Source organism: Bradyrhizobium sp. SZCCHNGR1005, from assembly GCF_032489995.1.
Taxonomy (GTDB): domain Bacteria; phylum Pseudomonadota; class Alphaproteobacteria; order Rhizobiales; family Xanthobacteraceae; genus Bradyrhizobium.
Map to the genome: position 1 here is coordinate 407,859 of NZ_JAUEZC010000005.1, position 25,138 is coordinate 432,996.

Sequence of the window (25,138 nt, forward strand, 5' to 3'; positions counted from 1 at the left end):
CCGTTCAGGCCGCAGGCGGCGGCGGCCCGGCCGACATCAGCGCGGCCAGCCGCGCCTCCTCCTCCGCGCTGAGCCCCGGTGCGGAGGTGCCTGCGCGCCGTCCGCGCCGCCTCACCTGCAGCCACAGCGCGAGGCCGCCACCCAGCAATACCAGCGGCGGCAGCAGCCAGAGCAGCAGCGTCTCCCGCTCGAAGCGCGGCTTCAGCAGGACGAACTGGCCGTAGCGGGCCACCAGGAAATCGATCACCTGGTTGTCGTTGTCGCCGGCGGCGATGCGCTCGCGCACCAGGAGCCTGAGGTCGCGCGCCAGCGGCGCCTCGGAATCGTCGATCGACTGGTTCTGGCAGACCATGCAGCGCAATTCGCGCGACAAATTGCGCGCGCGCGCCTCCTTGGCCGGATCGGCCATGATCTCGTCCGGCTGCACGGCGTGCACCGCCGGCGATATCGCCAGGGCGAGCAACAGAATCGCTGCGCTGAGAAGTCGCCGCATCGCCCTACTCCGCCGGCTGAAGCCCGCGCAGGCTGCGCGCAGGCTGCGGCGCGCCGACGCGCAGGCGGCGGTCGGACAGCGACAACAGGCCGCCGAAGGCCATCAGCACCGGACCGAACCAGATCAGCGCCACGAGCGGCTTGTGATAGGCGCGCACGGCGATGCCGCCGTCGGGGGTGGCATCACCGAGCGAGAGGTAGAGCTGGCTGACGCCGCGCGTCATCAGCGCGGCCTCGCTCGTCGACATCCCGCGCGTGGTGAAGCTGCGCTTGGACGGCGCCATCACGCCGATGGGCTTGCCATCGAGGCTCACCGTGAACTTGCTCACGACCTCGTTGTAGTTCGGCCCCTGCCGCTGCGACATGCCGTCGAATTTGAGCTCGTAGCCCGCCAGCCCCCGGACGTCGCCCGGGCGCAGCGTGCCGATGAATTCGCTGTTCCAGGTGGTCTCGCAGACCACGCCGATCAGCGCGACGCCGAGCCCGGCATGGGCGAAGGCGGTGCCCCACATCGCCCGCGGCAGGCCGCGCGCCCGATGCAGCGAGATCCTTGCCGGCAGCCGGAACAGGCCGAGGCGCTCGGCGAGATCGACCGCGGCGCCGGCGATGACGAAGATCGCAAGCCCGATCGCCAGCGGGGCCAGCGCACTGCCGCCGCGGGCCCAGGCCCAGGCGATGGCGACCGCAACCAGGGCCGCGATGCCGGCCGCCAGCAGGCGCTGGGCGGCGCCGACGAGGTCGCCGCGCTTCCAGGCCAGCATCGGCCCGAACGGCACCGCGACCAGAAGCGGCACGAACAGGGGACCGAAGGTGAGATTGAAGAACGGCGCACCGACCGAGATCTTCTCGCCGGTGAGCACCTCCAGCGCGAGCGGATAGAGCGTGCCCACGAACACGGTGGCGCAGGCCGTGGTCAGCAGCAGATTGTTGAGCACCAGCGCGCCCTCGCGCGAGATCGGCGCGAACAACCCGCCCTGCTTCAGCGACGACGCCCGTCCCGCGAACAGGGTCAGGCTGCCGCCGATGAAGACGCAGAGGATCAACAGGATGAACACGCCGCGGGTCGGGTCGGTGGCGAAGGCATGCACCGAGGTGAGCACGCCCGAGCGCACCAGGAAAGTGCCGAGCAGGGACAGCGAGAAGGTCAGGATCGAAAGCAGGATGGTCCAGACCTTCAGCGCGTTGCGCTTCTCCATCACCAGCGCCGAATGCAAGAGCGCGGTGCCGGCCAGCCAGGGCATCAGCGAGGCGTTCTCGACCGGATCCCAGAACCACCAGCCGCCCCAGCCGAGCTCGTAATAGGCCCAATAGGAGCCCATCGCGATGCCGAGGGTGAGGAAGATCCAGGCCAGCAAGGTCCAGGGCCGCACCCAGCGCGCCCAGGCGGCGTCGATCCGGCCCTCGAGCAAGGCGGCGATGGCAAAGGAGAACGAGATCGAGAAGCCGACATAGCCGAGATAGAGCATCGGCGGATGCACGGCGAGGCCGATGTCCTGCAGGATGGGATTGAGATCGCGGCCCTCGAGCGGCGGATTAGCCAGCCGCGCGAACGGGTTCGAGGTGGTCAGGATGAAGAGATAGAAGGCGCTGGCGATCCAGGCCTGCACCGCGAGCGCCCGCGCCCGCAACGACAGCGGCAGATTGTTGCCGAAGGCTGCGACCAGGCCGCCGAACAGCGCCAGGATCGACACCCACAACAGCATCGAGCCCTCGTGGTTGCCCCAGACGCCGGTGATCTTGTAGATCAGCGGCTTCATCGAGTGCGAGTTCTCGAACACGTTGGCGACGGAGAAGTCCGAGATCACGTGCAGCGTGACCAGCGCCACGAACGAGCCGCCGGCAAACACCAGCTGCGCCAGGGCGGCGGCGCGCGCGACGTTCATCAGCGCCGGATCGCGCAGGCGCGCCCCGATCAACGGCACGACGGATTGGATCAGGGCAAGGCCCAGCGCCAGCACCAGCGCATAATGTCCGCTCTCGGCGATCACTCCGTCGCTCCCGTCGCCGTGGCCGTCGCGCTGCGCTCGGCGCCGTCGCGCATCGAGACCGGGCCGGGCTTGGCCGGGCGCGGCTTGCCGTAATCGTCCTTCCAGTGACCCTGCTTCTTCAGGGCATCGGCGACTTCCTTGGGCATGTAGGTCTCGTCATGCTTGGCGAGCACGGTGTCGGCCTTGAACACGCCGCCGGCATCGAGCGCGCCTTCGGCGATCACGCCCTGCCCTTCGCGGAACAGGTCCGGCAGAATGCCTTTGTAGGAGACGGGGAGCTTGGCGCCGCCGTCGGCGACCTCGAAGGTTACCGCGAGGTCCTGACCGCGGACCAGCGAGCCCGGCTGCACCAGGCCGCCGAGCCGGAAGCGCGTGCCGGGCGCGACATGCTTTTCCGCGACCATGGTCGGGGTCGAGAAGAACACGATGGAATCGCGCAGCGCGCTGAGCACCAGCGCCGCCGCAACCGCAAGCACGGCGAGTGCGCCGCCGATGATCGTCAACCGCCTTTGTTTCCGCGTCATCCCGTCATCCTGACCGCAGGGAGCCCCCTGCTCATCCATCCAACCCGAACGTCTTGGCGCCCTCGTTGAGCTGCCGCAAACGCGTCTCGTCGTTGGCGACCGCCTGGCGGGCATCCGACAATGCGCTCCTGGCCTTGTCGAGATCGCCCATCACCATATAGGCGCGCACCAGCCGCAACCATCCGTCAACGTCGTCCCCGTTCTGCTTCAAGCGGGTGGCGAGGCGATCCACCATGCCACGGATCATCGCCTCGCGATCGCCCTCTTTCATGTTCTTGGCCGCCGCCATGGCCTCGGCAGGCAGCGCCGGGGCCTCGACGCCCGCAGGAGGTTGGCCCGCCGGAGGCTGGCCGCCGCCGACGCGGCCGAGCGAGGCCGTCACCAAGGGGCGCCACGGCGCATCGGCCGGCGCCTTGGCGAGCATCGCCCGCCAGATCGCGGCGGCATCCGCCTTGCGCCCGTCCTGCTCGGCCGCAAGGCCCAGGAAATAATTCGCCTTCGGCTCGTCGGCGTCGAGCGCATGCGCCCGCTCGAGCTCGGTCTTGGCGTCGGCCGTGACCACTCCGCCGGCGGTCGCGATGAGAACTTCGCCGAGATCGGCCCGGAGCGCGGCCTTGTCGCCGCCGTACGTGATGGCGTTGCGATAGGCGCGGATTGCGTCGTCAGAGCGGCCGAGTCGGGCCAGCACTGGGGCCAGCACGCTCCAGCCGCGCGCGTCGGTGGGGCTGGTCTGCAGATGCTGCTCGACCTGCGCCACCAGCGCCTCCAGCGGCTGGGAGCCGCCCGGCTGGCTGCTGCGGGCGGCCAGCGGAAAATCCGGCAGCTGCGGCGAGCCGAGCGGCAGATAGACCGCGAGCGCGACGATCGGCAGGCCGACCAGCGCCAGCACGGCGGCCGTGCGGCGCATGCCGACGCTCTTGCCGGCCGGCTGTGCCTCGTCCTGGTCTGCGGCCGCAAGCAGGCGGCGGCCGATCTCGACACGGGCCGCCTCCGCCTCGGTCTTGCCGATCAGCCCGGTGGACAGATCGCGCTCGATCTCCGCCAGCTGGTCCTTGTAGACGGCAACCTCCTGCCCGGCGGCGCTGCGCGCGCCGAGCCCCAGGGGCAACAGGACGGCAAAGATCGCCGCGGCCGTCATCAGCGCGAACACGAACCAAGGGGTCATCGGGCAGAGTTCCAGGCGGCGCTCACCGGCAAGCGCCGTGCGCCGCTTTTAGCCAGCGCCGCTCCTTGCGGCAATTCACAATTGGCCGCTTGGTACCCCGGCAGACGGAGGCGAAAAACTCAGGATCACTACGTAGTTAGGCCACCTCGAACGCGCAGCTTTTGGCGACGACGTCGCCCCGCGAGTTCAGCGCCATCAGGCAGTAGGTTCCCGGCCCGACCGACTCGGGGAGCCTCATGCGCACCGCCCCCACCGGCATCCGCGAGGTGATCGTGACGACGGGATCAGCCAGTTGCGCGCCGCTCGCGTCGATCAGCACGACCTTGGCCTTCACCATGAGATTGCGATACGTAGCTGCAACAACTCGATTCTCGAGCTCGACGAAATTCAAGATGGAAATCATGGACGTAATCGAATGAACAAATGAAATGATATAATCGACCGTACGCGCGAAGCTGCGCGACGGTCAACCGGTAATTGTACCAGTCGATCTCGTACTAATTATCGTGGACGAATCCTTAACCGGCGCGTGAAGTCTTGCGCTCACCGCTCGCCGCATTCTCGGCGGCCCGGCTCATCAGCGCGGCATAATCCTGGCCGAACAGCACGCCGCAGAACTTGATCGCGGCGTTGACCTGCGACTGCCTGTAGGCCCGCGCCCTGGCATCGCCGCTGCGCAGCGATTGCACCAGCGCCTCGGTTGCCTTCTCGACATATTGCTGCAGGTCGGAATAGGTGCGCAGCGTCACCTCGTTGATCGCAAGCTCGCTGGCATAGGTGCGGCAGACCGCGACGAACTCGATCAGCGCGGCGACTTCCTCGACCTCGCTGCCATCCACGCCGGCGCCGGGCGGAATGTCCTTGTCGGCGCGCTGGCGCAGGATGCGCCGGACGCGGCCCGGGACACTGTCGATCTCGGACTGCAAGGCGTTGGAGATGTCGGCCCGGATCGCCGTCAGCTGCTTGCCCCAGGTCGATTCGCTGCGCAGATCGAGCTCGGTGCGCAGGCCGCGGACGCCGTCGTGCAAGGTCTTCAACGTGTCGCCGAGATTGGCGAAATGGCCGCGCCTGATATCGGCGCGCAGTCCCGCGGCGAGATTGGCCAGATCGTACAGCGCCATCGTGACGGCAACGCCATAGGGCGTGGCTGCGACCCGGATCTCGTCATCGGAGGCGGCGATCTTGATCGCAAGCCGGATGATCTGCCACGGCGCGACCAGCCGCTGCGTCACCATCGACAGCGCGAAGGGAAGCATCTGCGGGGTCTGCAGCGAGGGCACGTTGATGGCGTCGGTCACCGAGGCGATCTGGGAATCGCCGAGGGCGCGGATCATGCCGGGCAGCCGGCCATTGAGGCCGTCGAGGGCTTCGCGGTTCTGCAGGACGAGCGCGATCGGCAACAGGTCCTCGATCACGGTCGGCGTCCCGATCCGGGCCAGCGCCCGCTGCCGGTCGCCGGTCGCGTTCGGCCCGACCAGCTTCATCAACGCCTCGGCAGCCGCGAGCTGCAGCTTCCGCGCGGCCATGTCGGCCTCGCGTGAATTCTCGCCGTGGGCGGAGATGGCGTCCTCGTAGTCACGGGTCTTGTCCGGCGCGCCTTCGCGCCCCAGCCACAGCCACACCGGCATCAGCGAGGACTTGCGGATCTGTCCGGGCCTGACGGCCCCGCTGGCTTCGGTCAGAAACGGCTCGATCGGCCGGAACAGGCGGCGCGGCGCATCGCCGCTCTCGCGCGGCTCAGCAGCCGGCGCCGGCTTGGCAGACGCGACATGAGCCTCGGTCCGAATCACCTTGCGCAACTGCTCGAGCACCAGTGTCGCGACCGCCACATCCTGGCCACGCTCGATCGCACGCTCGAATTCCCGCATCAGCAGCGCCTGCGCCTGCGGCGGCAGCTGCCCGAGATAGTCCCTTAAGCGTTCGTGAGCTGTCTGACCCATGCGCCGGCATGCATTTCAACGTAGGCGGCGCGCCAAACGCGTCCCCGTCCCGCTCAACATAGGGGGAGCGATGTTAAGAACCCCTTTAGGGTGGCAAATTTCGCCGGCCTCGGCCTCAGATCGCCGGCAGCTTCAACTCGGCCCGCAAGCCGCCGATCGGCGCGTCGGACAGGGTCAGACTCCCGCCATAGAGCGCCGCCAGATCGCTGACGATCGACAGCCCCAGCCCGGAGCCCGGCTTGGACTCGTCCAACCGCTGGCCGCGGCGCGAGACCTGGGCGCGCTCGGCCGCCGACAGCCCGCGCCCGTCATCGTCGACGACGATCCGCAGCATCGGAGCGGCCCCTGCTTGCGCGGGCGGCATGAGCGCGGCTTCGATCGAGACCCGCGAGGTCGCCCATTTGCAGGCATTGTCGACCAGGTTGCCGGCCATCTCTTCGAGGTCCTGCCGTTCGCCGCGAAACCTGGCCTGCGGATCGGCGGTCGCCTCCACGACGATGCCGCGCTCGCGATGGATCTTTTCCATGGTTCGCCTGAGTGCCTCGATCGTCGGCGCCACCTCGGTGACCGTGCCGACGATGGTGACGCGCGCCGCCAGCCGCGCCCGCTCGAGATGATGAGCGACCTGGTCGCGCATCACATCGGCCTGCTCCATCACCTTGGTCGCGAACGGATCGGCACGATGCACGGCGGCTTCGTTTACGATCACCGACAGCGGCGTCTTGATCGCATGGGCGAGATTGCCGACATGGGTGCGGGCACGCTCGACGATCTCCCGGTTGGCGTCCAGCAGCGCATTGGTCTCGCGCGCCAGCGGCGCGATCTCGACCGGAAACTCGCCCTCCAGCCGCTCCGCCCGCCCGGATCGGATGTCCGCGATGCCTTCGGAAATCCGCTTCAAGGGCGCGAGGCCATAACGGACCTGAAACAGCGTGGTGAGCAGCAGCACGATGCCGAGCGCGGTGAACGTGCCGCCGAGGTAATAGTCGAAGCTCCTGGTCTCGTCGAAGATCTCCGAGGCGTCGCCGGCGACGCTGACCAGGAACTTGCCGTCCGCGCCGAGGTCGACCGGACGCTCGACCATGCGCAGCTCCTGGTTCTCGGGCCCTTCGACATAGCCGATCCGAATGCCGGCCGCGGACAGCTCAATGCCCTCGTCCTCCAGCTTCGGCAGTTTCTTGTCCCACAGCGAGCGCGAGGCGCGCACGTCCGGCTTGTCGCTATCCGTGCGCGTGATCTGCCAGTACCAGCCGGACAGCGGCAGCTCGAACAGCGGCTCGCCCAAGGACTGGAACTGGCGGTCCGGCGGGTCGTCGGGAGTCGCCACTTCCGCGATCAAGGTGCGGAGATAAAGGTTGAGACGGCGATCGAAGGCCCGTTCGGTGGCGTTGCGGTAGACCGACGACAGCACGATCCCGGTGATCGCGAGGATCACCACGAGCCACGCGGTCGCGGACAGGAACAGCCGGGTGGCGAGCGAACTTTGGCGCATGGCGGCAAATTAGCGGAAGGTCTCGTCTTCGGCCACCCGCGACGGCAGGCCGCTCGCGCCCGGCTCAGCTGCTCGGCGAGGATGGCGGCGGGGTCAGGAGATAGCCGAGACCGCGCACGGTCTGGATCACGTCGACGTCGAGCTTCTTTCTGATGCGGCCGACGAACACCTCGATCGTGTTGGAGTCGCGGTCGAAGTCCTGGTCGTAAAGATGTTCGACCAGCTCGCTGCGCGACACCACGCGGCCGACATGGTGCATCAGATATTGCAACAGGCGGTACTCGTGCGAGGTCATCTTGACCGGATTGCCGGAGACCGTGACCTTGTTGGTGCGGGTGTCGAGGGTCACCGGGCCGCAGGTCAGCTCGCTCTGGGCATGGCCGGCAGAGCGCCGCAACAGCGCGCGGATGCGCGCCAGCACCTCCTCCATATGAAACGGCTTGGCGACATAATCGTCGGCGCCCGCATCGAAGCCCTGGACCTTGTCGCTCCAGCGATCGCGCGCGGTGAGAATCAACACCGGCATCGAGCGACCGTTGCGACGCCAGGCCTCCAGCACCGAAATGCCGTCCATCTTGGGGAGACCGATATCGAGCACGATGGCATCGTAGGGCTCGCTGTCGCCCAGATAGTGGCCTTCTTCACCATCGAAGGCGCGATCGACCACGTAACCCGCATCGGTCAGCGCCGCCGTGAGCTGGCGATTGAGATCCGGGTCGTCCTCGACAACGAGCAGGCGCACGCTTGCCTCCAGAGGTGAACTGCACGATTTCGTGCCTTCAAGATGAGCCGGAACGCCGTGAACCGTCCATGAACGGAACCGTGTCGCCGACCTTACTTTTTGGTCATCAAAGCCGCAGCGCAGGTTCGGCCCGGCCAGCGTGCAAAGATATTGGAGGGTATAGACGTTGGATGAGGCATTGGGGAAGCCCGCACCCTGGGTGAGGTGCCGACGGCGCACTGCGCGACGGGGCTCAGATCGCAAGGGGCGAGGTTCCGGACGCCAACTTGCGCTCTATTGGGCTTGGGCTTGCACCCGCCTCGGCTGCCGGCTGGCGGATGCCCCATGCGGCAGCGCCGGTAGCCCGACGCCGCCGCCTGCTCGCTCAGGTGTGGAAGAACACGAACCAGATCAGGCCGAGGATCAACAAAGCCAGTCCAGTCGAAATGGCCAGCATCGCGAAAACCGACGGACCAGGCTCGCCCTGCCAGGCCTCGGTCGGGGTTTCGACGATCTGCGACTGTCGTCTCGTGGCCATGACGCTCAGCTCCATGGTATCTGCAAGGTGTATCAGCAAAAGGCGATTTTCGTCGTTATGCCCGGTGCAACGTCCCATGCCAGACGATGTTCCGGCTCCCCGGCAGCCTGCGACGACCGGTTAACGCCGATGCAAAATTCGGCTTGCCGCGTTGCTTGAATCCGGGAGGCCGGGTGTTATCCTTTCGGACCGTCATTGCTGCGATCGGTCAAATCGTCGAGTTTGGAGTCACCCAGTTCGGAGTAGGTCATGGCCCCGCGCGCCAATTGGAAGGGTTTTCTGCGCCTGTCGCTCGTGACCTGTCCGGTCGCGCTTTATCCGGCGACGTCGGAATCCGAAAAGGTCGCGTTCAACCAGATCAACCGCAAGACCGGCCATCGGATCAAATATTCCAAGGTCGACGCGGAGACCGGCGAAGAGGTCGCCAACGAGGACATCGTCAAGGGCTACAAGGTCGACACCGATACCTATATCGAGGTGACCAAGGACGAGCTCGAGGACGTCGCGCTGGAATCCACCCATACGATCGAGATCGACGAGTTCGTGCCACGCAGCGAGATCGACAATCGCTATCTGATCCGCCCCTATTATCTGGTCCCCGACGGCAAGGTCGGCCATGACGCCTTCGCCGTGATCCGCGAGACCATCAGCAGCATGAACAAGGTTGCAATCGGCCGCATCGTGCTGACCAACCGCGAACACATCATTGCGTTGGAGCCGCTCGGCAAAGGGCTGATGGGGACGCTGCTGCGCTACCCCTACGAGGTTCGCAATGAGCAGGACTATTTCGACGACATCCAGGATGTGAAGATCACCAAGGACATGCTCGATCTCGCCAAGCACATCGTCGAGCGGAAGTCGGCCGATTTCGAACCGGAGAAGTTCGAGGATCATTACGAGACGGCGCTGATCGACCTGATCAACAAGAAGCGCAGCGGTATGACGATCACGGCCAAGGCGGCGCCCAAGACCAGCGGCAATGTCATCAACCTGATGGATGCGCTCAAGCGCAGCCTCGCCGGCACAGACCAAGCGGCGGCGGTCGCAGCGCCCAAGGAAACGCCCGTTGCGAAGTCCAAGGCCAAGCGGACGAAGAAGCGGGTCGAAGGTCAGCGCGAGATGCTGCTGCCGATCAGCGGCAAGAAGGCCAAGGAAACAGAGAAGCAGGCCGAGAAGCAGGAGACGAAGAAGTCCGAAAAACCGGTCCGCAGCACGACGCGAACCAGGAAGGTCAGCTGAGGTCCCTCCTCTCCCCGCGAGCCGCTCGATCTTACTTGAGCGAGCTGTTGACCGAGGAGAACTTGCCGCTCAGCGTCGTGCCCATGCCGTTGACGGCGGCCAGAATGACGATGCTGAGCATCCCAGCAATGATCGCATACTCGATCGAAGTGGCAGCGGCCCGATCCTCGAAGAACTTCGCAATCATCTCGCGCATGCCAGGCTCCGGTCGGCGGGTCAAAATCGTCTTACGTCATTCTGGGACGTACAAATGAAGGGGCTTCGAGTCGATGGACCCTCGGAGATCGGGTTGAAAAATAGGTTAATTCGATCGAATAGACCGGCCAATATTGCCAAGATTCCGCGACATCCGCACGCCGATCGCACCTGCATGATCTGGGTCAAAGGCGTCTCGAACCAGTGGCTTATGGATGACGTTCCCGATCCAATTTGTGGCCCATGACCGCTCCCGATACCTCACGTCCGCAGCTCCGCATCCGAAGCGTCGCCCTGGATACGGGGCGCGAAAACGTCGTGGTGATTTCACGCCGGTCCAGGGCGCTGCGGCCCGAGGTCTTCCGCGGCTTCAGCCGCGTCGAGCTGCGCTGCAATTCGCGCGTCCTGCTCGCCACGCTCCTGATCACGGACGATGACGGCCTGGTCGGGCCCGACGAAATCGGCCTGTCCGAACCAGCGCTGCGCCGCTTTGCCGAGCCGGTCGGCACCCTCGCGAGCGTTTCGCCCGCTACACCTCCCGAGAGCCTGGAAGCCGTCCGCGCCAAGATCCGCGGTGAGACCTTCAGCGACAAGGCCATTGCCTCCGTCATTGAGGACCTCTGCCATTACCGCTACTCGGACATGGAGATCGCAGCCTTCCTGATCGGCTCCGCGAGCTTCATGACCTCGGGCGAACTGCTGGCATTGACCGGCGCCATGGCCAGCGCCGGCACGCAGCTGAAATGGAACGCGCCCATCGTCGTCGACAAGCATTGCATCGGCGGCATTCCGGGCAACCGCACATCGATGGTCGTGGTGCCGATCGTCGCCGCCCATGGCCTCCCGATCCCGAAGACATCATCGCGGGCGATCACATCGCCGGCCGGGACCGCCGACACGATGGAAGTGCTTGCACGGGTCAATGTCAGTGCCGAGGAAATGAAATCGATCGTCGCCGCCTGCAACGGCTGCCTGATCTGGGGCGGTCACGTGAACCTGTCGCCGGCGGATGACATCCTGATCTCGGTCGAGCGTCCGCTTAGCCTGGACACCCGCGAGCAGATGGTCGCCTCGATCATGTCCAAGAAGCTTGCCGCCGGCTCCACGCATCTGTTGGTCGACCTGCCGGTCGGGCCGACCGCCAAGCTGACCAGCGGCGCGGAGGCGATGCGGCTGCGCAAGCTGTTCGAGTTCGTCGGGGGCCGCTTCGGCATCGCCGTCGAGGTGATCACGACCGATGGCCGCCAGCCGATCGGCAACGGGATCGGTCCGGTGCTGGAGGCGAGAGACGTGATGGCGGTCCTCGCCAATGACCCGGCGGCGCCGGCCGATCTGCGCGAGAAGTCGCTGCGGCTGGCCGCGCATCTGCTCGAATACGACCCGCAATTGCGCGGCGGCGCCGGCTACGGTCGCGCGCGCGACCTGCTCGACAGCGGCGCGGCCATGAAGCAGATGCAGAAGATCATCGACGCGCAGGGGCCGCCGGAATGCCAGAGCCGGCTCGGCGATCTTGCCTTCGACGTCAAGGCCGAGCGCGACGGCGTCATCAGCGCGATCGACTGCCTGCAGCTGAACCGGCTGGCGCGCACCGCCGGCGCCCCGATCAACAAGGGCGCCGGCATCCGCCTGTTCAAGAAGATCGGCGACAGTGTCGAGCAGGGCGAGCCGCTTTATCGCGTGTTCACCTGCGATCCCTCGGAGCATGATCTCGCCGCCGCGGCGGCCAAGGCGGCCGACGGCTATACGCTGGGTCCGTCGCCGTTCCTCGACGGCGGCACACGGTGATGGCGAGCGACGATTCGGAGCGCAAATTATGAGCGTCACATTGCGGTTTTGCGGCGCAGCGCACACCGTGACCGGTGCCTGCTATCTCCTGCAAACGGATGCCGGTCGTTTTCTCGTCGATTGCGGCCTGTTCCAGGGCCAGAAAACGCTCAAGGAGTTGAACTACGGCGACTTCCCGTTCCGCCCTTCCGACATCGACGCCGTGCTGCTGACGCACGCCCATATCGACCACAGCGGCCTGGTCCCGAAGCTGGTGAAGGACGGCTTCCGCGGACGCATCCTGGCGACGCGCGGCACCATCGATCTCTGCTCCTACATGCTGCCGGACGCCGGCAACATTCAGGAACAGGAGGTGCTCGCACTCAACCGCCGCAACGCCGCGCGCGGCCGTCCCGAGGTGAGCCCGATCTATACCCAGGCCGACGCGGTGGCTGCGATGCGCGCCTTCCAAGCGGTCGACTATGAAAGCTGGACCGACGTCATCCCCGGTGTGCGAGCCCGCTACTGGAATGCCGGCCACCTGCTCGGCTCCGCCTCGATCGAGATCGAGATTGCGGGTGAAGGCGCTGACGGCTCACCGCTACGGCTGCTCGTGTCAGGCGACATCGGCCCCGATGCCAAGCTGCTGCAGCCCGATCCGCAGGCGCCGGCGGGGTTCGACTACGTCCTCTCGGAATCCACCTATGGCGACCGCACCCGCGAGCGCACGACGCCGGAGCTGCGGCGCGAGCGGCTCGCCGCGGAGGTGCGCGACGCCGCGGCGGCGAAGGGCGCGCTGCTGATCCCGGCCTTCGCGGTCGAGCGCACCCAGGAGCTGATCGTCGATCTCGTCGCGCTCATGGACAGCGGCGCGATCGCGCCGGCTCCAATCTTCCTGGACTCGCCGCTGGCGATCCGTGCCACCGAGGTGTTCCGGCAGCATGCCGCAAGCCTCGACAGCAGCATCGATGTCAGCCGCCTGCTCTCCTCGCCGCATCTGCGCTTCACCGAGACGGTCGACGAAAGCAAGGCGATCGCGAAACTCACCGGCTTCCACATCATCATCGCCGCAAGCGGCATGTGCGATGCGGGCCGCATCCGTCATCACCTGAAGCGCTGGCTCTGGAACAGCCATGCCACCGTGCTCCTGGTCGGCTATCAGGCGCGCGGCACGCTCGGCCGCTTCCTGCAGGACGGCGTCAAGGCGGTACGCATCCAGGGCGAAGAGATCAGGGTCGCCGCGCGCATCCGCATGCTGGACGACTACTCCGGTCACGCCGACAGTGCCGAGGTCGCACGCTGGATCGCAGCGCGCCGTCCCATCGGCCGCGGCCTGTTCCTGGTCCATGGCGAAGACGCCGCGATTTCCGGACTTGCGGCGCGCGTGGCCGAGCGGATCCTTCCCTCGGCAAAACTGTTCGAGCCGCTGCTCGACGACGTCTATGAGCTCACAACCGCGGTGCCGATGCCGCTCGACGTCGCCCACCGCCGCCGGCTCGCGCCGGAGGCGGTCACCCGGCTGGACTGGCACAACGACATGTCGGAGCTCATGCTCGACATCAACGCGCGCATCGAGCAGGCCGCCGACGACCGCGCCCGCGGCGTCATCGTCCGCCGGCTGCGGCGGGCGCTGGAAGGCACCTAATCTTCATCAGGGGTGGTGGCGGTGAAAGCCAATTGGCAGTCAGCCAATCAGCCTGTCGTAGGCGGCATGCGAGCCGATCCAGAACCAGAGCAATCCGTCCTCGACTTCGACTGCGAGCGCCCGGTACTGCAGACCGACACGGACTGACCAGTAGTTACCGACCTTCTTGAGATGCAGGGAGGGATGGCGCGGATCACGTTTGAGGAGGTCGAAATTCTCATCAGCAAGCCGTCGAACTGCTGACGGCAGCGCCTCATACGCCGCCCAGAACCTCTGGGAGGCGCGGTGTTTCACAAGTCCCGGGAGCGGCCAGTGCGGTGCTCCGCAAGCGCGTCCGCCGCCAACGCATCAAGTCTGCCGGCACGGGCGTCGCGCTCGATCCTGGCATCAAAGTTGCGTGCCTCAAACGCCTCAAACCACGCCCGAAACCGTACGAGCTCAGCGGGAGCGAGCTGTTCCACGGCCTTTTCGATCTCTTCAGCGGTTGTCATGCCACATCGATACCACGCAACACCGTGTCAGAGAAGCCCGGCAGCCGCTCGCTGAGCCTGCGCCCCCGCTACTCCGCCATCTCGATGGCCTCCGGCCGCGCGGCTGGCCCGGCGAGCGGCCGCTCTTCCATCAGGATCATGCAGACAGCGGCACAGCCCAGCATGGCAGTGGCCGCACCGAAGACGAAGCGGAAGGCGTGGACCATGTCGGCTTCCGCGATGCCGCTGACCGAGCCGCTCGCGCCCTCGGCCAGCGAGACATCCGCGCCCAACACCGTCAACAGGATGGCGCCGAAGGCCGCCACGGTGAAGGAGCACATCATGGCGCGGAAGAAGTTCATTCCGCCCGTGATGGTGCCGATCTGCGAACGCGGCACCGCATTCTGCAGCGACACGACGCAGATCGGAAACGGCGTGCCGAGGCCGATGCCGAACACCGAGAGCAGCAGCAGCAGCATCCAGAGCGATGGGGTCGTGAGCGTCATGACGGCAGCCGCCACGGTCGCGACCAGGGTGCCGAAGATCGCGACGCGCTTATAGTGCTTGACCCGCGCCATGGTGCGGCCGGCAACGGCCGCACCCAGCGTGGAGATCGCCGCCAGCGGAATGAGCCCGAGCCCGGCTTCGCTGGCGGACAGGTGGTAGACCACTTCGTAATAGAGCGGAAGGTACACCGTGAGCCCGATCATGGCACCGAGCGCGCAGCCGCTCGTCAACAGGCCGTAAGGCACGACCGTACCGCCGATCAGGGACAAGGGAAGGAACGGCTCGGCCGCGCGGCGCGCATGCCAGACGAAGACGAGCGCCAGCGCCACCGCGGTGCCGATCATGGCCAGGAGGGTCGGCGACAGCCAGGCGAGCTTATGGCCGCCCCAGGTGAGGACCAGCATGAACACCACGGCGGACCCCATCAGCAACAGGCCGCCGGCCCAATCCACCTTACGCATGCGGTGATAGACGGGGATCCGCGCCATGTTCGGCAGCAGCAGCGCGAGCGCCCCGATCGCAAGCGGCAGATTGATCCAGAAGATCATCGACCAGTGCAGGTGGTCGGCGAAGAAGCCGCCGATCACCGGCCCGAGCAGGCCGGCCACCATCCAGACGCTGCTGAAATAGGCCTGGTACTGGCCGCGCTCGCGCGGGCTGACCACGTCCGAAATGACCGTCTGCACCACCGGCATGATGCCGCCGCCACCGAGCCCCTGCAGGCCGCGGGCAAGGATCAGGACCGGCATGCTCGGCGCCAGCGCACAGACCACGGAACCCGCGATGAACAAAGTGAGCGAAGTGATGATCATGGCGCGGCGGCCATAGATATCGCTCAAGGTGCCGAACACCGGGGCCACCGCAGTGGACGCCAGGAGGTAGGCGGTGATGACCCAGGACAGGTTGGCGACGTCCTGGAACTCGCGGCCGATGGTCGGCAGCGCCGTGGCCACGATGGTCTGGTCGAGCGCGGCCAGGAACATCGTGAGCAGCAGGCTCATGATGATGGTGCGAACCTCGGCCCGGGTCAGCGGCGCCTGTGGCGCGATCGACGGCGCGTCCTCGATCGCCTGCATCTGCGGCGGCAACGCCGGCAATTCGGCGGCGATCTCTTCGGGCACGGAAGTGGCGGCGGCAGGATAGCGGCTCTGCCGTTCAAACTTGTTCATGGGAATAATGTTGTCCGGCGCGCGATGGGCACCGCGAAGATTCGCTGAGCAGCCAATCATCTAAGGGATAAGTTTCCCTCGCGGCAGCGGCTCTTGCGCATGGCCGCATGCCTGCACCGGGCAGCGGGTCGCGGCGATGTGAGTTGCTGCGAGCGCGAAGTGAGCGGCCCCTCTGCGCGCTATTTGGTGGGCCGGCGCTTCAGCCTGGCACGCTTGGGCAGCAGCACCGGCCACTGCACGATGTGGTCCTCGAGCTCGTCGACGGGGACGTTGTCCTCGCTGCCTTCGACCCGGCCGCGCACGGACACGCCGGCCTCATGTACCGTCTGAGCATCCCCGGAGATCAGCGGGTGCCACCAATAGAGATCGCGCCCTTCGGCCGCCAAGCGGTAGCCGCAGCTCGGCGGCAGCCAGGTAATGGTGCGAACATTCTCAGGTGTCAGACGAACGCAATCCGGTACCATTTCGGAACGATTTTCATAATTTTTGCAGGCACATAGGCCGGCATCCAGAAGCTTGCAGGCAATGTGGGTGAAATAGATCCTGCCGGTGTCCTCGTCCTCCAGCTTCTCCAGGCAGCAACGTCCGCAGCCATCGCACAGGCTCTCCCATTCGGCCTCGGACATCTCCTCCAAGGTCTTGGTTTTCCAGAAAGATCCTTCCTGGCCGGAGGGACGTTTGAGCGGTGCGGTCATTTTTGGGTCCGGGTCACAGATGGCCGGCATCTAGGGGTGCGCGGCAGGCCGGCGCAAGGGCCACATCGCGGTTCCATGAGACCAGATGAGGCTTGCCCCATCAATTTGTGAGCATCACCATTGGTTTGTGCCCCCCGCTCGGCTAGATAAGACACCGAGTCATGCCCGGCGCAACCGAAGCGCCATGGGTTTGCCGCAACAGTCCCGCAAGACCATCCGATGGCCCAGCCGGTGGTCGAGCGCATCTTGCAGCTGATCGGCTTTCGTAGAGACCAGGTTTTCCGTGCGCCAGATCATCCCACCAGAGTGGAAGACGAAATTCCGGCATCTGCTGCTGGATTGGGACGCGCGGATCGACTCCACCCTATTCTCGTCCGGCCGCGGCGTCCGCGAGCTCTACGAGCGCTATTCCGCCTTCATGGACCGCTTCTATGTCGGTGGCTGGAAGCGCTGGGTGTTCGTCGAGCCGCTGTCGGAGGCCGCCACCATCGGGCTCGGCGGCCTCGTCCTGCTGCTGGCGCTTGCGATCCCGGCCTTCCGCGAGACCGCGGACGAGGATTGGCTGAAGAAGTCCGACCTCGCCGTCACCTTCCTCGACCGCTACGGCAACCCGATCGGCAGCCGCGGAATCAAGCATAATGATTCGATCCCGCTGGAAGACTTTCCGGACAATCTGATCAAGGCGACGCTCGCCACCGAGGACCGCCGCTTCTACGATCATTTCGGCATCGACGTCGCCGGCACCATCCGCGCGCTGGTCACCAACGCCCAGGCCGGCGGCGTGCGCCAGGGCGGCTCCTCGATCACCCAGCAGCTCGCCAAGAACCTGTTCCTGTCGAACGAGCGCACCATCGAGCGCAAGATCAACGAGGCGTTCCTGGCGATCTGGCTGGAGACCCGGCTCACCAAGAACGAGATCCTGAAGCTCTATCTGGACCGCGCCTATATGGGCGGCGGCACCTTCGGCGTCGACGGCGCGGCGCATTTCTACTTCAACAAGTCGGTGCGCGACATCAACCTCGCGGAAGCGGCGATGCTGGCCGGCCTGTTCAAGGCGCCGACCAAATTCGCCCCCCACATCAACCTGCCGGCCGCCCGCGCCCGCGCCAACCAGGTGCTCGACAACCTCGTCGATGCCGGCTTCATGACCGAGGGCCAGGTGTTCGGCGCCCGCCGCAACCCGGCCTTCGCGGTCGATCGCCGCGACGAAAGCTCGCCAAACTACTTCCTCGACTACGCCTTCGACGAGATGCATAAGCTGGTCGACACGTTCCCGAAATCCTACATCGAGCGCGTGTTCGTCGTCCGCACCTCGATCGACATGAACGTCCAGCACGCCGCGGACGAGGCGATCGAGAACCAGCTGCGCCAGTTCGGCCGCGACTATCACGCGACGCAAGCGGCGACCGTGGTCGCCGATCTCGACGGCGGCGTCCGCGCCATGGTCGGCGGCCGCGACTACGGCGCCAGCCAGTTCAATCGCGCGGTCGACGCCTATCGGCAGCCGGGATCGTCCTTCAAGCCTTACGTCTACACGACGGCGCTGCTCAACGGCTACAAGCCGACCTCGACCATCGTCGACGGGCCGGTCTGCATCGGCAATTGGTGCCCGCAGAACTATGGTCACTCCTACTCCGGCACGGTGACGCTGACCCAGGCGATCACGCGCTCGATCAACGTCGTGCCGGTGAAGCTGTCGATCGCGCTCGGCGGCAAGCAGGGACCCAAGGCCGGCCGGGCCAAGATCATCGAGGTGGCGCGCCGTTTCGGCATCAAGGCGCCGCTGCCGGATACGCCGTCGCTGCCGATCGGCTCCGACGAGGTCACCGTGCTCGAGCACGCGGTCGCCTACGCCACGTTCCCGAACCGGGGCAAGGCGGTGACGCCGCATTCGATCCTCGAAGTGCGCACCGGTACCGGCGATCTGGTCTGGCGCTGGGACCGCGACGGGCCGAAGCCGCGCCAGGCGATTCCGGCTTCCATCGCCGCCGACATGGCGGGCATGATGAGCCACGTGGTCAGCGAGGGCACCGCGCGGCGCGCCGCGCTGGACGGCATTCCGACCGCCGGCAAGACCGGCACCACCAACGCCTATCGCGATGCCTGGTTCGTCGGCTACACCGGCAACTTCACCTGCGCCGTCTGGTACGGCAACGACGATTATTCGCCGACCAACCGCATGACCGGCGGCTCGCTGCCGGCGCAGACCTGGCACGACATCATGACGGTCGCGCATGAGGGCGTCGAGATCAAGGAACTGCCCGGCGTCGGCATGGGCGAGAAGCTGCCGCGCGAAGGTGCGGCGCAGGCCATGGCGTCGGCCGGCGCGCCGAAGGCGCCCGAAATCAAGCCGGGTCCGCCGCCGGTCCTGACCCGGCGCGGCGCCGAGATCCTGGTACAGGTCGAGAAAATGCTCGACGACGCCGCCCGAACCGCGGACAAGGCTGCCCCTAGCGACGGCCCGAAGCCGGCCAAGCCGGTGTCGTCAAGCGCGCTCGCCTTCCCGGAAAATTATGCCGCGGCGGCGCCTTCCGGCGACGCCGACCCTGCTTTGCGCAAAAACTGACTTTAGCGATCCCGTGCGGCTGCTCCTCATCACCTTGCTGGCTCTTCTGATCGCCACCGGCGTCGGCATCGGCGCGACCTGGATGACGACGACGCGCGGCACCGAGTTCAACACGCTGACGATCGGCAGTTGGACCGCCCGCCCCAAGACCGGCACCGCCGACATCGACCCCTATGCGCGCGCCACCATCACGCGGAACGGCGAGCTGCCGATCGGCACCGGCGACGGCATCGCCTTCTCCGCAACGACCGACGACAAGAAGAAGCCGCTCGACGGCCGCTGCGATATCCTCGTCTCCGGCGTCACGCCGCCGGCGCGGTTCTGGACTCTGACGCTCTATGACCGGAAGGGCCATCTCGTCGCCAATGCGCTGCAACGCTATGGCTTCACCAGCCAGGAGATCGTGCGCGCCGCCGACGGCTCGTTCGAGATCCACATCGCCTCGCGCTCGCGCTCCGGGAACTGGCTGCCGACCGGCGGCATCGAGCGCTATGCGCTGATGCTGCGGCTCTACGACACGCCCGTCGGGGTCGCGACGCGCACCCAGCGCGACGCGCCGATGCCCTCGATCAGAACAGTGGGGTGCCCGTGATCCGGCTGCTGTTCACCATCATCGTCGGCGTGCTGCTCGGCGGCGTCGTGCATCTGGTCAGCGTATTGGCGCTGCCGCGGATTGCGACCCAGGACGCCTATTCGCGGCTGACGCCGATGACCGCGCTCAACGCGGTGACGCCGTTGCCGCTCGCCGATCCCAACACCTCGCCGATGCCGTTCATGGATCCGGCATTTGCGGTCGCCGTCTGCCGCTACGATCTCGCTGACGGCCCGCTCAACCTGACGGTGCCGGTGAGCCAAGCCTATACGTCGGTGTCGTTCTACACGCGCAACGAGATCGCCTATTATGCGATCAACGACCGCTCCGCGGGCAAACGCGTCATCGAGCTCGACCTGATGACCGAGGCGCAGCACGGCGACCTGCCGGAGGACGAGGAGATCACCGCGGCCGACCGGCTGATCATCGATTCGCCGACGCCGACCGGCCTGATCGTGTTGAAAGCGCTGGCGCCGGAGCCCGGACTGATGCCGCAGGCCCAGGCCTCGCTCGCGGCGGCCAAATGCGGCATCCAGAGCGAGCCGCCGGCGAAGGTCGAAAAGCCGCGCGGCAAGCGTTGATCTCCCGGTGGAAGCTTCAAGAGCCGGCTCTTCACCCATTGTTGCATAGTGGCTTGCTGCGGTAAGCTGATATGACGTATCAGCGACATCAGCGCATCGCCCCTCATCTGCTCATGCCGGTCGAAATCGAACGAAAGTTTCTCGTCAAGAACGACTCCTGGCGGGACCAGGCGACCCATAGCGAACGATTGCGGGACGGCCTTGTCGCCCGTGAGCACGATCTGAAGGTTCGCATCCGCTGTTACGGGGATCGCACCACGCTGTGCGTGAAAGGCGGCCGTCAGGGGATCTCGCGCGAAGAATTCGAGTATGAGATTCCGCGCGAGCATGCCGCGGCGATCTTTGCCCATTGCGGCGGCCGCATCCTGGAAAAGACCCGCTACTACGTGCCCGGCCAGAGTGGAATCTGGCAGGTCGACGTCTATCAGGACGTTCTCGACGGCGTCGTGATTGCCGAGATCGAGCTGCCGAGCGAATCCGCAACCGTTCACCTGCCCGACTGGGTCGGCGAGGAGATCACCGGCAATCCGCGCTACAGCAAGAGCAACCTGCTGGCGGAAGGCCCGCGCGCCCTGCGCGCCATTGTCCGCCAACCGTCCCTGGCAGGGGCGTGACCCGCCGACGTCCGTAATTTGATGCGGGTCAAATCAGAGGGTTGATGCGGGCCCTAAACAGCCTCGCTGTTATGGCCGCGGACAGCGGCATCGGGAGGAGTGTTGGCATAATGAATTCATCACTGGTGATGTCGCACGCGCTGCGCGCAAAGTTGATGTCCGCAGACGACGCGGCTGCGCTGGTCCCGGCGGGCGCCAATGTTGGCATGAGCGGCTTCACCGGCTCAGGCTACCCGAAGGCGGTGCCGCAGGCGCTGGCGCGGCGTATCGAAGTGGCGCATGGCCGCGGCGAGCCGTTTCGCATCAGCGTGTGGACCGGCGCCTCGACCGCGCCCGAGCTCGACGGCGCGCTCGCCAAGGCCAACGGCATCGAGCTGCGCCTGCCCTACCAGTCAGATCCGACCACGCGCGAGCGCATCAATGCCGGCAGCATGGAATATCTCGACATCCATCTCAGCCACGTCGCACAGTTCGCCTGGTTCGGCTTCCTCGGCCATCTCGATGTCGCCGTCATCGAATGCGCCGGCATCCTGCCGGATGGACGCCTGATCCCCTCGACCTCGATCGGCAACAACAAGACCTGGCTCGACCAGGCCGACAAGGTCATCCTGGAGGTCAATTCCTGGATGAACCCGGCGCTGCTCGGCATGCATGACATCTATTACGGCACGCGTCTGCCGCCGGACCGCAAGCCGATTCCGATCCTGGCCCCCGGCGACCGCATCGGCGAGACCACCTATCGCTGCAATCCCGACAAGGTCATTGCGATCGTCGAAACCAACGCGCCGGACCGCAACACGACATTTGCGGCGCCCGATGCGACCTCCAAGGCGATCGCCGGCCATATCCTGGAATTCTTCGAGCTCGAGGTGCGGCAGGGACGACTGCCACGCAACCTGCTGCCGCTGCAGTCGGGTGTCGGCAATGTCGCCAACGCCGTGATGGCCGGCCTTGACGACGGCCCCTTCCCGCATCTGACGGCTTATACCGAGGTGCTGCAGGACGGCATGCTGAACCTGATCCGCTCCGGCCGCATGGACCTCGCCTCCGCGACCGCGCTGTCGCTCAGCTCCGAAGCCGCGCTCGAATTCAATCGCGAGATCGAATTCCTGCGCGACCGCATCGTGCTGCGGCCGCAGGAAATCTCCAATCATCCGGAGGTGATCCGCCGGCTCGGCGTCATCGCCATGAACGGACTGATCGAGGCCGACATCTACGGCAACGTCAATTCGACCCATGTGCGCGGCACGGCGATCATGAACGGCATCGGCGGTTCCGGCGACTTCGCCCGCAACGGCTATCTGTCGATCTTCATGACGCCGTCGACGGCGAAGAACGGCACGCTGTCCTGCATCGTGCCGATGGTCACCCATGTCGACCACACCGAGCACGACGTACAGATCCTGGTGACCGAACAGGGCCTCGCCGATCTGCGCGGCCTGTCACCGAAGCAGCGCGCGCGCATCATCATCGACAAGACCGCGCATCCGTCGTTCCGCCCTGCCCTCGCCGATTATTTCGAGCGCGCCTGCCGGCTGTCGCCCGGCAAGCACACGCCGCATCTGCTCGAGGAGGCGTTCAACGTCATTCGGCCCAGCTAAAGAGCGTCGCCCTTGGCGATCTCGTCATTGCGAGGAGCGTAGCGACGAAGCAATCCAGATTTCCTTGGTGGCTCTGGATTGCTTCGCTTCGCTCGCAATGACGGCGGAACACTGTTCCTTATTCCGACTGCATTAGCCTCGCGTCGTCAGCGGACGCTGAATCAGCGGTCGCGCAGCGACCGGCGGGTTTGCGGTCTGTGCCGCGAGTTCGCCGATCAGGCGGTCGGCATCGGCGGCCATTCCGTCGGGCGCCTGCAGCACCAGGCGTTCCAGCGCCCAACGATAGGACGAGACGCGCTGCTCCAGGCTGAGCTGCACCCATTGCACGATCAGCGAATTCTCCTGCATCCGCGCCACCGCATCGGCCTTCTCCCGCGGCGACAGCTCGGCCATGTAGCGCATGCTGGCGTCACGCTTGCGGTCGAGATCGATGACGCGAATCGCGGACGCAAAGAACGGCTCGAAGCGCGTGATGTCGTCGCGGACGTCGTCGATCAGCTGCGCATAGCGCGAGGCGTGCGAGCGGTGCGGCTCGTCGATCAAGGCCCGGCCATAGGCGGTGCGGTCGAACACCACCTTCTGCCGCCACGGCGAGGCTGAGGGCTGGTAGTCACCGAACACGCTCTTCCAGGCGGGGCGGGAATGCGGCGGCTCGATCAGAGGATAAGCGAGATCGCGGAGCTGGCGCTCATTGTCCGTCAGCTGGAACTGAGACGGAGCGACGCCGACGCTGGCGGTGGCTTCCGCTCCGATCCATTTGTGCATGTCGTCATTGCGGAAATCGGCACGGGTCCGGCCGAAATCGCCGCCGCTGCAGGCGGCGAGCGTGCTGCCGGCGGCCAGAAGCGTGATAGCCGGCACGACGCGCCGGACCAGAACCAAGATGTCCGGCATTCCAATTCTCATGATCTCTTACCGACGGCGACGGCGGCGAGTCGGGGCTGCGCCTTCGCGCGGTCCACGATCGTCGTTAGGCTCCGAGGTTTGGCGCTCGATCCGCACAACGGGGAGAATCAGGATCTTCCCCATGCCCTGCTGCGGCGCGCCCGTCGCGGCGGACCGCGCGCGACGCGCGGCGTCAGCCGGAAATTCGATGATGGTCGCCATGTACTTCTCTCTTGCCCCGAAGTTCGTGACCTTGCATCCCCCCATGCATGAACTTCAAAGGCAGAGGGGCACACGCAAACCGACAAACCGATGCCGCATGTCGACTGACACGTTGCGAGACGAGATCGCGCGGCACTCAAGACTTGCAGAGAACCGGCGGCGATCATCGCCGCCAATTGCTCCTCGAACGAATGTGATTAAGATCAGGACGTGGTTAACGGCATCTTAACCGGCAGCTCGGGGAGCTGACGCATCGCTGCGGATCGCAGCCAAGCGTTGCGCCTTTGTCTCACCGCGAGACTTGCACCGGGAAATTTCGGCCGATCTTCACGAATTATTTTCCTTAACGGCCTATTAAAACAACTGGGGATAATTTGACGCAACAATTGCCGAAGTTGCGTACCCCGACATGACGAGATCATCGCTTTTCCTGGGCCTTGATGGGCTGATGACGTTGTCCCGCCGCGACGGGGTCGACATCCGACCCACGCTCTTGCGCGTGTTGACCGATCTCTATGTGCAGGCGAGCGCGCATTCCGCAGACGAGGAACGGCAATTCATCGAGCTCGCCTCGCGACTGATCGACGAGGTCGATGATGCGACCCGCGCCGCGGTGTGCGCGCGCCTTGCGATCTATCCGTCGACGCCGACCGAGATCCTGCGCAAGCTCGGACTGCGTCCGACCCGCGAGAACGAGGCGCTGCCGCAGGCCGCGCCGATTCCGGCATCCATGCTGCCGAGACCTGCGGTCGAGCCTCGCATCGTCGAGCCCTCTCCGACCGGCCTGTCGATGCAGCCGAAGGATGCCGCCGAGCTCTGCGAGATGTTTTTCGGCGCCAGCGCCAGCGAGCGCACCGCCATCCTGCAGAGTCTGGCCGATACGCCGCTCAAGCCGGCCATGAGGATTCCCGAACATCGCGCAAATCGGGCGATCGAAGCGTTGGAGATGGCGGCCTTCGTTTCCGACGTGGAGAATTTCACGGCCGAGCTCGGCGAGAGCCTGCTGCTCTCGGGCCGGATCGCGGCCCAGATCGTCGACGATGCCACGGGCGAACCGCTGGCATGTGCAGCCAAAGCGTTGGGCATGCCGAGCGCGGCGTTCCAGCGCGTGCTGTTGTTTCTGAAGCCGGAGCTCGGCCAGTCCGTCCAGACTGTCTTCAGGCTGTCGCGCCTCTATGAGCGGCTGAGCGAGCGTGCGGCACTGATCATGCTCGCTGCATGGCGCGGCTCCGCCCTCGCCGCAGCGGCGCGGTCCAAGCATCGTCCCACGCTCTACGACGACGAGCGGCAGCGTACCCGCGGCGGCGCGGCGCGACCGCAGGCAGGCACGGCGCCCACCGTGCGCACCGGCACCGATGGGTACAAGCGCTGAGCACAGGTCTCGCAGCTTATTCGCCCCCTGCTGGAAAGGGGCATCGTCATTCGGAGGGCCAGTGACTGTGCCCTCTCCCCTTGCGGGCTATTCGATTCACACATTTTTGAGCCTCAGAGTGGTGCCGTATTTGATGCGGCGGAACGCTTCGAGGCCCAACC

25 protein-coding genes are annotated in these 25,138 nt (G+C 66.0%); 9 read left to right on the forward strand and 16 right to left on the reverse strand.

Features of this window, described 5'->3' with window-relative positions; translation table 11 throughout:
• Nucleotides 1–4: 4 nt before the first annotated feature.
• The 9 genes from QXZ85_RS23580 to QXZ85_RS23620 all read right to left on the reverse strand — a co-directional run bounded on the left by QXZ85_RS23580 (nucleotide 5) and on the right by QXZ85_RS23620 (nucleotide 8,860).
• Nucleotides 5–493 (reverse strand): cytochrome c-type biogenesis protein, encoded by a 489-nt coding sequence (locus QXZ85_RS23580; RefSeq protein ID WP_315807392.1) that lies wholly within the window; start codon nucleotides 491–493, stop codon nucleotides 5–7.
• A gap of 4 nt (nucleotides 494–497) precedes the next feature.
• Nucleotides 498–2,480, reverse strand: coding sequence for a heme lyase CcmF/NrfE family subunit (locus QXZ85_RS23585; protein ID WP_315807393.1), 1,983 nt, complete (start codon nucleotides 2,478–2,480; stop codon nucleotides 498–500).
• Nucleotides 2,477–3,004 (reverse strand): cytochrome c maturation protein CcmE, encoded by a 528-nt coding sequence (gene ccmE, locus QXZ85_RS23590; RefSeq protein WP_315707369.1) that lies wholly within the window; start codon nucleotides 3,002–3,004, stop codon nucleotides 2,477–2,479. Before ccmE ends, QXZ85_RS23585 begins: the two co-directional genes overlap by 4 nt.
• Nucleotides 3,005–3,035: 31 nt before the next feature.
• The gene (gene ccmI / locus QXZ85_RS23595) at nucleotides 3,036–4,169 is read right to left on the reverse strand and encodes a c-type cytochrome biogenesis protein CcmI (protein ID WP_316174843.1); all 1,134 of its coding nucleotides are present in this window, start codon (nucleotides 4,167–4,169) and stop codon (nucleotides 3,036–3,038) included.
• A gap of 136 nt (nucleotides 4,170–4,305) precedes the next feature.
• Entirely contained in the window at nucleotides 4,306–4,560 is a 255-nt protein-coding gene (locus QXZ85_RS23600) for a hypothetical protein (RefSeq protein WP_315707367.1), read from the reverse strand.
• 127 nt (nucleotides 4,561–4,687) lie between these two features.
• Complete coding sequence (locus QXZ85_RS23605; protein WP_315707366.1) at nucleotides 4,688–6,109, reverse strand: hypothetical protein; 1,422 nt, start codon at nucleotides 6,107–6,109, stop codon at nucleotides 4,688–4,690.
• Nucleotides 6,110–6,224: 115 nt separating this feature from the next.
• Nucleotides 6,225–7,601 carry a sensor histidine kinase gene (locus QXZ85_RS23610; RefSeq protein WP_315707365.1) on the reverse strand — a complete coding sequence of 459 codons (1,377 nt, stop codon included), beginning with the start codon at nucleotides 7,599–7,601 and terminating at the stop codon, nucleotides 6,225–6,227.
• A 64-nt stretch (nucleotides 7,602–7,665) separates the two neighbouring features.
• Nucleotides 7,666–8,343: a response regulator transcription factor gene (locus QXZ85_RS23615; RefSeq protein ID WP_315707364.1), complete on the reverse strand. Its 678-nt coding sequence runs from the start codon at nucleotides 8,341–8,343 to the stop codon at nucleotides 7,666–7,668.
• A gap of 364 nt (nucleotides 8,344–8,707) precedes the next feature.
• Nucleotides 8,708–8,860: a hypothetical protein gene (locus tag QXZ85_RS23620; RefSeq protein ID WP_315729552.1), complete on the reverse strand. Its 153-nt coding sequence runs from the start codon at nucleotides 8,858–8,860 to the stop codon at nucleotides 8,708–8,710.
• 249 nt (nucleotides 8,861–9,109) lie between these two features.
• Here QXZ85_RS23620 and QXZ85_RS23625 point away from each other — a divergent pair, with 249 nt between their 5' ends.
• On the forward strand, nucleotides 9,110–10,099 hold the full coding sequence (locus QXZ85_RS23625) for a Ku protein (protein WP_315729553.1): 990 nt from the start codon (nucleotides 9,110–9,112) through the stop codon (nucleotides 10,097–10,099).
• A gap of 31 nt (nucleotides 10,100–10,130) precedes the next feature.
• Here the strand turns inward: QXZ85_RS23625 and QXZ85_RS23630 are convergent, their stop codons facing one another.
• Nucleotides 10,131–10,295, reverse strand: a complete 165-nt coding sequence (locus QXZ85_RS23630) for a Flp family type IVb pilin (RefSeq protein ID WP_315707361.1) — start codon at nucleotides 10,293–10,295, stop codon at nucleotides 10,131–10,133.
• A 242-nt stretch (nucleotides 10,296–10,537) separates the two neighbouring features.
• Here QXZ85_RS23630 and QXZ85_RS23635 point away from each other — a divergent pair, with 242 nt between their 5' ends.
• Both QXZ85_RS23635 and QXZ85_RS23640 read left to right on the forward strand, forming a co-directional pair.
• Complete coding sequence (locus tag QXZ85_RS23635; protein WP_315729554.1) at nucleotides 10,538–12,079, forward strand: thymidine phosphorylase family protein; 1,542 nt, start codon at nucleotides 10,538–10,540, stop codon at nucleotides 12,077–12,079.
• Between the two features lie 28 nt (nucleotides 12,080–12,107).
• The gene (locus tag QXZ85_RS23640) at nucleotides 12,108–13,703 is read left to right on the forward strand and encodes an MBL fold metallo-hydrolase (protein WP_315765776.1); all 1,596 of its coding nucleotides are present in this window, start codon (nucleotides 12,108–12,110) and stop codon (nucleotides 13,701–13,703) included.
• A 39-nt stretch (nucleotides 13,704–13,742) separates the two neighbouring features.
• On the opposite strand, the gene QXZ85_RS23645 is transcribed toward QXZ85_RS23640, so the two are convergent.
• From QXZ85_RS23645 to QXZ85_RS23660, 4 genes are all read right to left on the reverse strand, one after another.
• Entirely contained in the window at nucleotides 13,743–13,997 is a 255-nt protein-coding gene (locus QXZ85_RS23645; protein WP_315768048.1) for a hypothetical protein, read from the reverse strand.
• Nucleotides 13,994–14,194, reverse strand: a complete 201-nt coding sequence (locus tag QXZ85_RS23650) for a hypothetical protein (protein ID WP_315765775.1) — start codon at nucleotides 14,192–14,194, stop codon at nucleotides 13,994–13,996. The genes QXZ85_RS23645 and QXZ85_RS23650 overlap by 4 nt, the downstream gene beginning before the upstream one ends.
• A gap of 68 nt (nucleotides 14,195–14,262) precedes the next feature.
• The gene (locus QXZ85_RS23655; protein ID WP_315707356.1) at nucleotides 14,263–15,849 is read right to left on the reverse strand and encodes an MDR family MFS transporter; all 1,587 of its coding nucleotides are present in this window, start codon (nucleotides 15,847–15,849) and stop codon (nucleotides 14,263–14,265) included.
• Between the two features lie 179 nt (nucleotides 15,850–16,028).
• Nucleotides 16,029–16,544, reverse strand: a complete 516-nt coding sequence (locus QXZ85_RS23660; RefSeq protein ID WP_315707355.1) for a YcgN family cysteine cluster protein — start codon at nucleotides 16,542–16,544, stop codon at nucleotides 16,029–16,031.
• Between the two features lie 283 nt (nucleotides 16,545–16,827).
• On the opposite strand from QXZ85_RS23660, the gene QXZ85_RS23665 reads away from it, so the two are divergent.
• The 5 genes from QXZ85_RS23665 to QXZ85_RS23685 all read left to right on the forward strand — a co-directional run bounded on the left by QXZ85_RS23665 (nucleotide 16,828) and on the right by QXZ85_RS23685 (nucleotide 22,498).
• Nucleotides 16,828–19,110 carry a PBP1A family penicillin-binding protein gene (locus tag QXZ85_RS23665; RefSeq protein WP_315727850.1) on the forward strand — a complete coding sequence of 761 codons (2,283 nt, stop codon included), beginning with the start codon at nucleotides 16,828–16,830 and terminating at the stop codon, nucleotides 19,108–19,110.
• 13 nt (nucleotides 19,111–19,123) lie between these two features.
• Nucleotides 19,124–19,702, forward strand: coding sequence for a DUF1214 domain-containing protein (locus QXZ85_RS23670; protein WP_315707190.1), 579 nt, complete (start codon nucleotides 19,124–19,126; stop codon nucleotides 19,700–19,702).
• Complete coding sequence (locus QXZ85_RS23675) at nucleotides 19,699–20,283, forward strand: DUF1254 domain-containing protein (protein ID WP_315707194.1); 585 nt, start codon at nucleotides 19,699–19,701, stop codon at nucleotides 20,281–20,283. Before QXZ85_RS23670 ends, QXZ85_RS23675 begins: the two co-directional genes overlap by 4 nt.
• A 113-nt stretch (nucleotides 20,284–20,396) precedes the next feature.
• A complete protein-coding gene (locus QXZ85_RS23680; RefSeq protein WP_315707193.1) occupies nucleotides 20,397–20,897 on the forward strand; it encodes a CYTH domain-containing protein in 501 nt (166 codons plus the stop codon).
• A gap of 110 nt (nucleotides 20,898–21,007) precedes the next feature.
• Nucleotides 21,008–22,498 carry an acetyl-CoA hydrolase/transferase family protein gene (locus QXZ85_RS23685; RefSeq protein WP_315727848.1) on the forward strand — a complete coding sequence of 497 codons (1,491 nt, stop codon included), beginning with the start codon at nucleotides 21,008–21,010 and terminating at the stop codon, nucleotides 22,496–22,498.
• A gap of 132 nt (nucleotides 22,499–22,630) precedes the next feature.
• Here QXZ85_RS23685 and QXZ85_RS23690 read toward each other — a convergent pair whose 3' ends face one another.
• Nucleotides 22,631–23,392 carry a hypothetical protein gene (locus QXZ85_RS23690; RefSeq protein WP_315768054.1) on the reverse strand — a complete coding sequence of 254 codons (762 nt, stop codon included), beginning with the start codon at nucleotides 23,390–23,392 and terminating at the stop codon, nucleotides 22,631–22,633.
• A gap of 18 nt (nucleotides 23,393–23,410) precedes the next feature.
• Nucleotides 23,411–23,605 (reverse strand): hypothetical protein, encoded by a 195-nt coding sequence (locus tag QXZ85_RS23695; protein WP_315707187.1) that lies wholly within the window; start codon nucleotides 23,603–23,605, stop codon nucleotides 23,411–23,413.
• A 409-nt stretch (nucleotides 23,606–24,014) separates the two neighbouring features.
• Here QXZ85_RS23695 and QXZ85_RS23700 point away from each other — a divergent pair, with 409 nt between their 5' ends.
• On the forward strand, nucleotides 24,015–24,977 hold the full coding sequence (locus QXZ85_RS23700; RefSeq protein WP_315707186.1) for a DUF2336 domain-containing protein: 963 nt from the start codon (nucleotides 24,015–24,017) through the stop codon (nucleotides 24,975–24,977).
• Nucleotides 24,978–25,138: the final 161 nt, after the last annotated feature.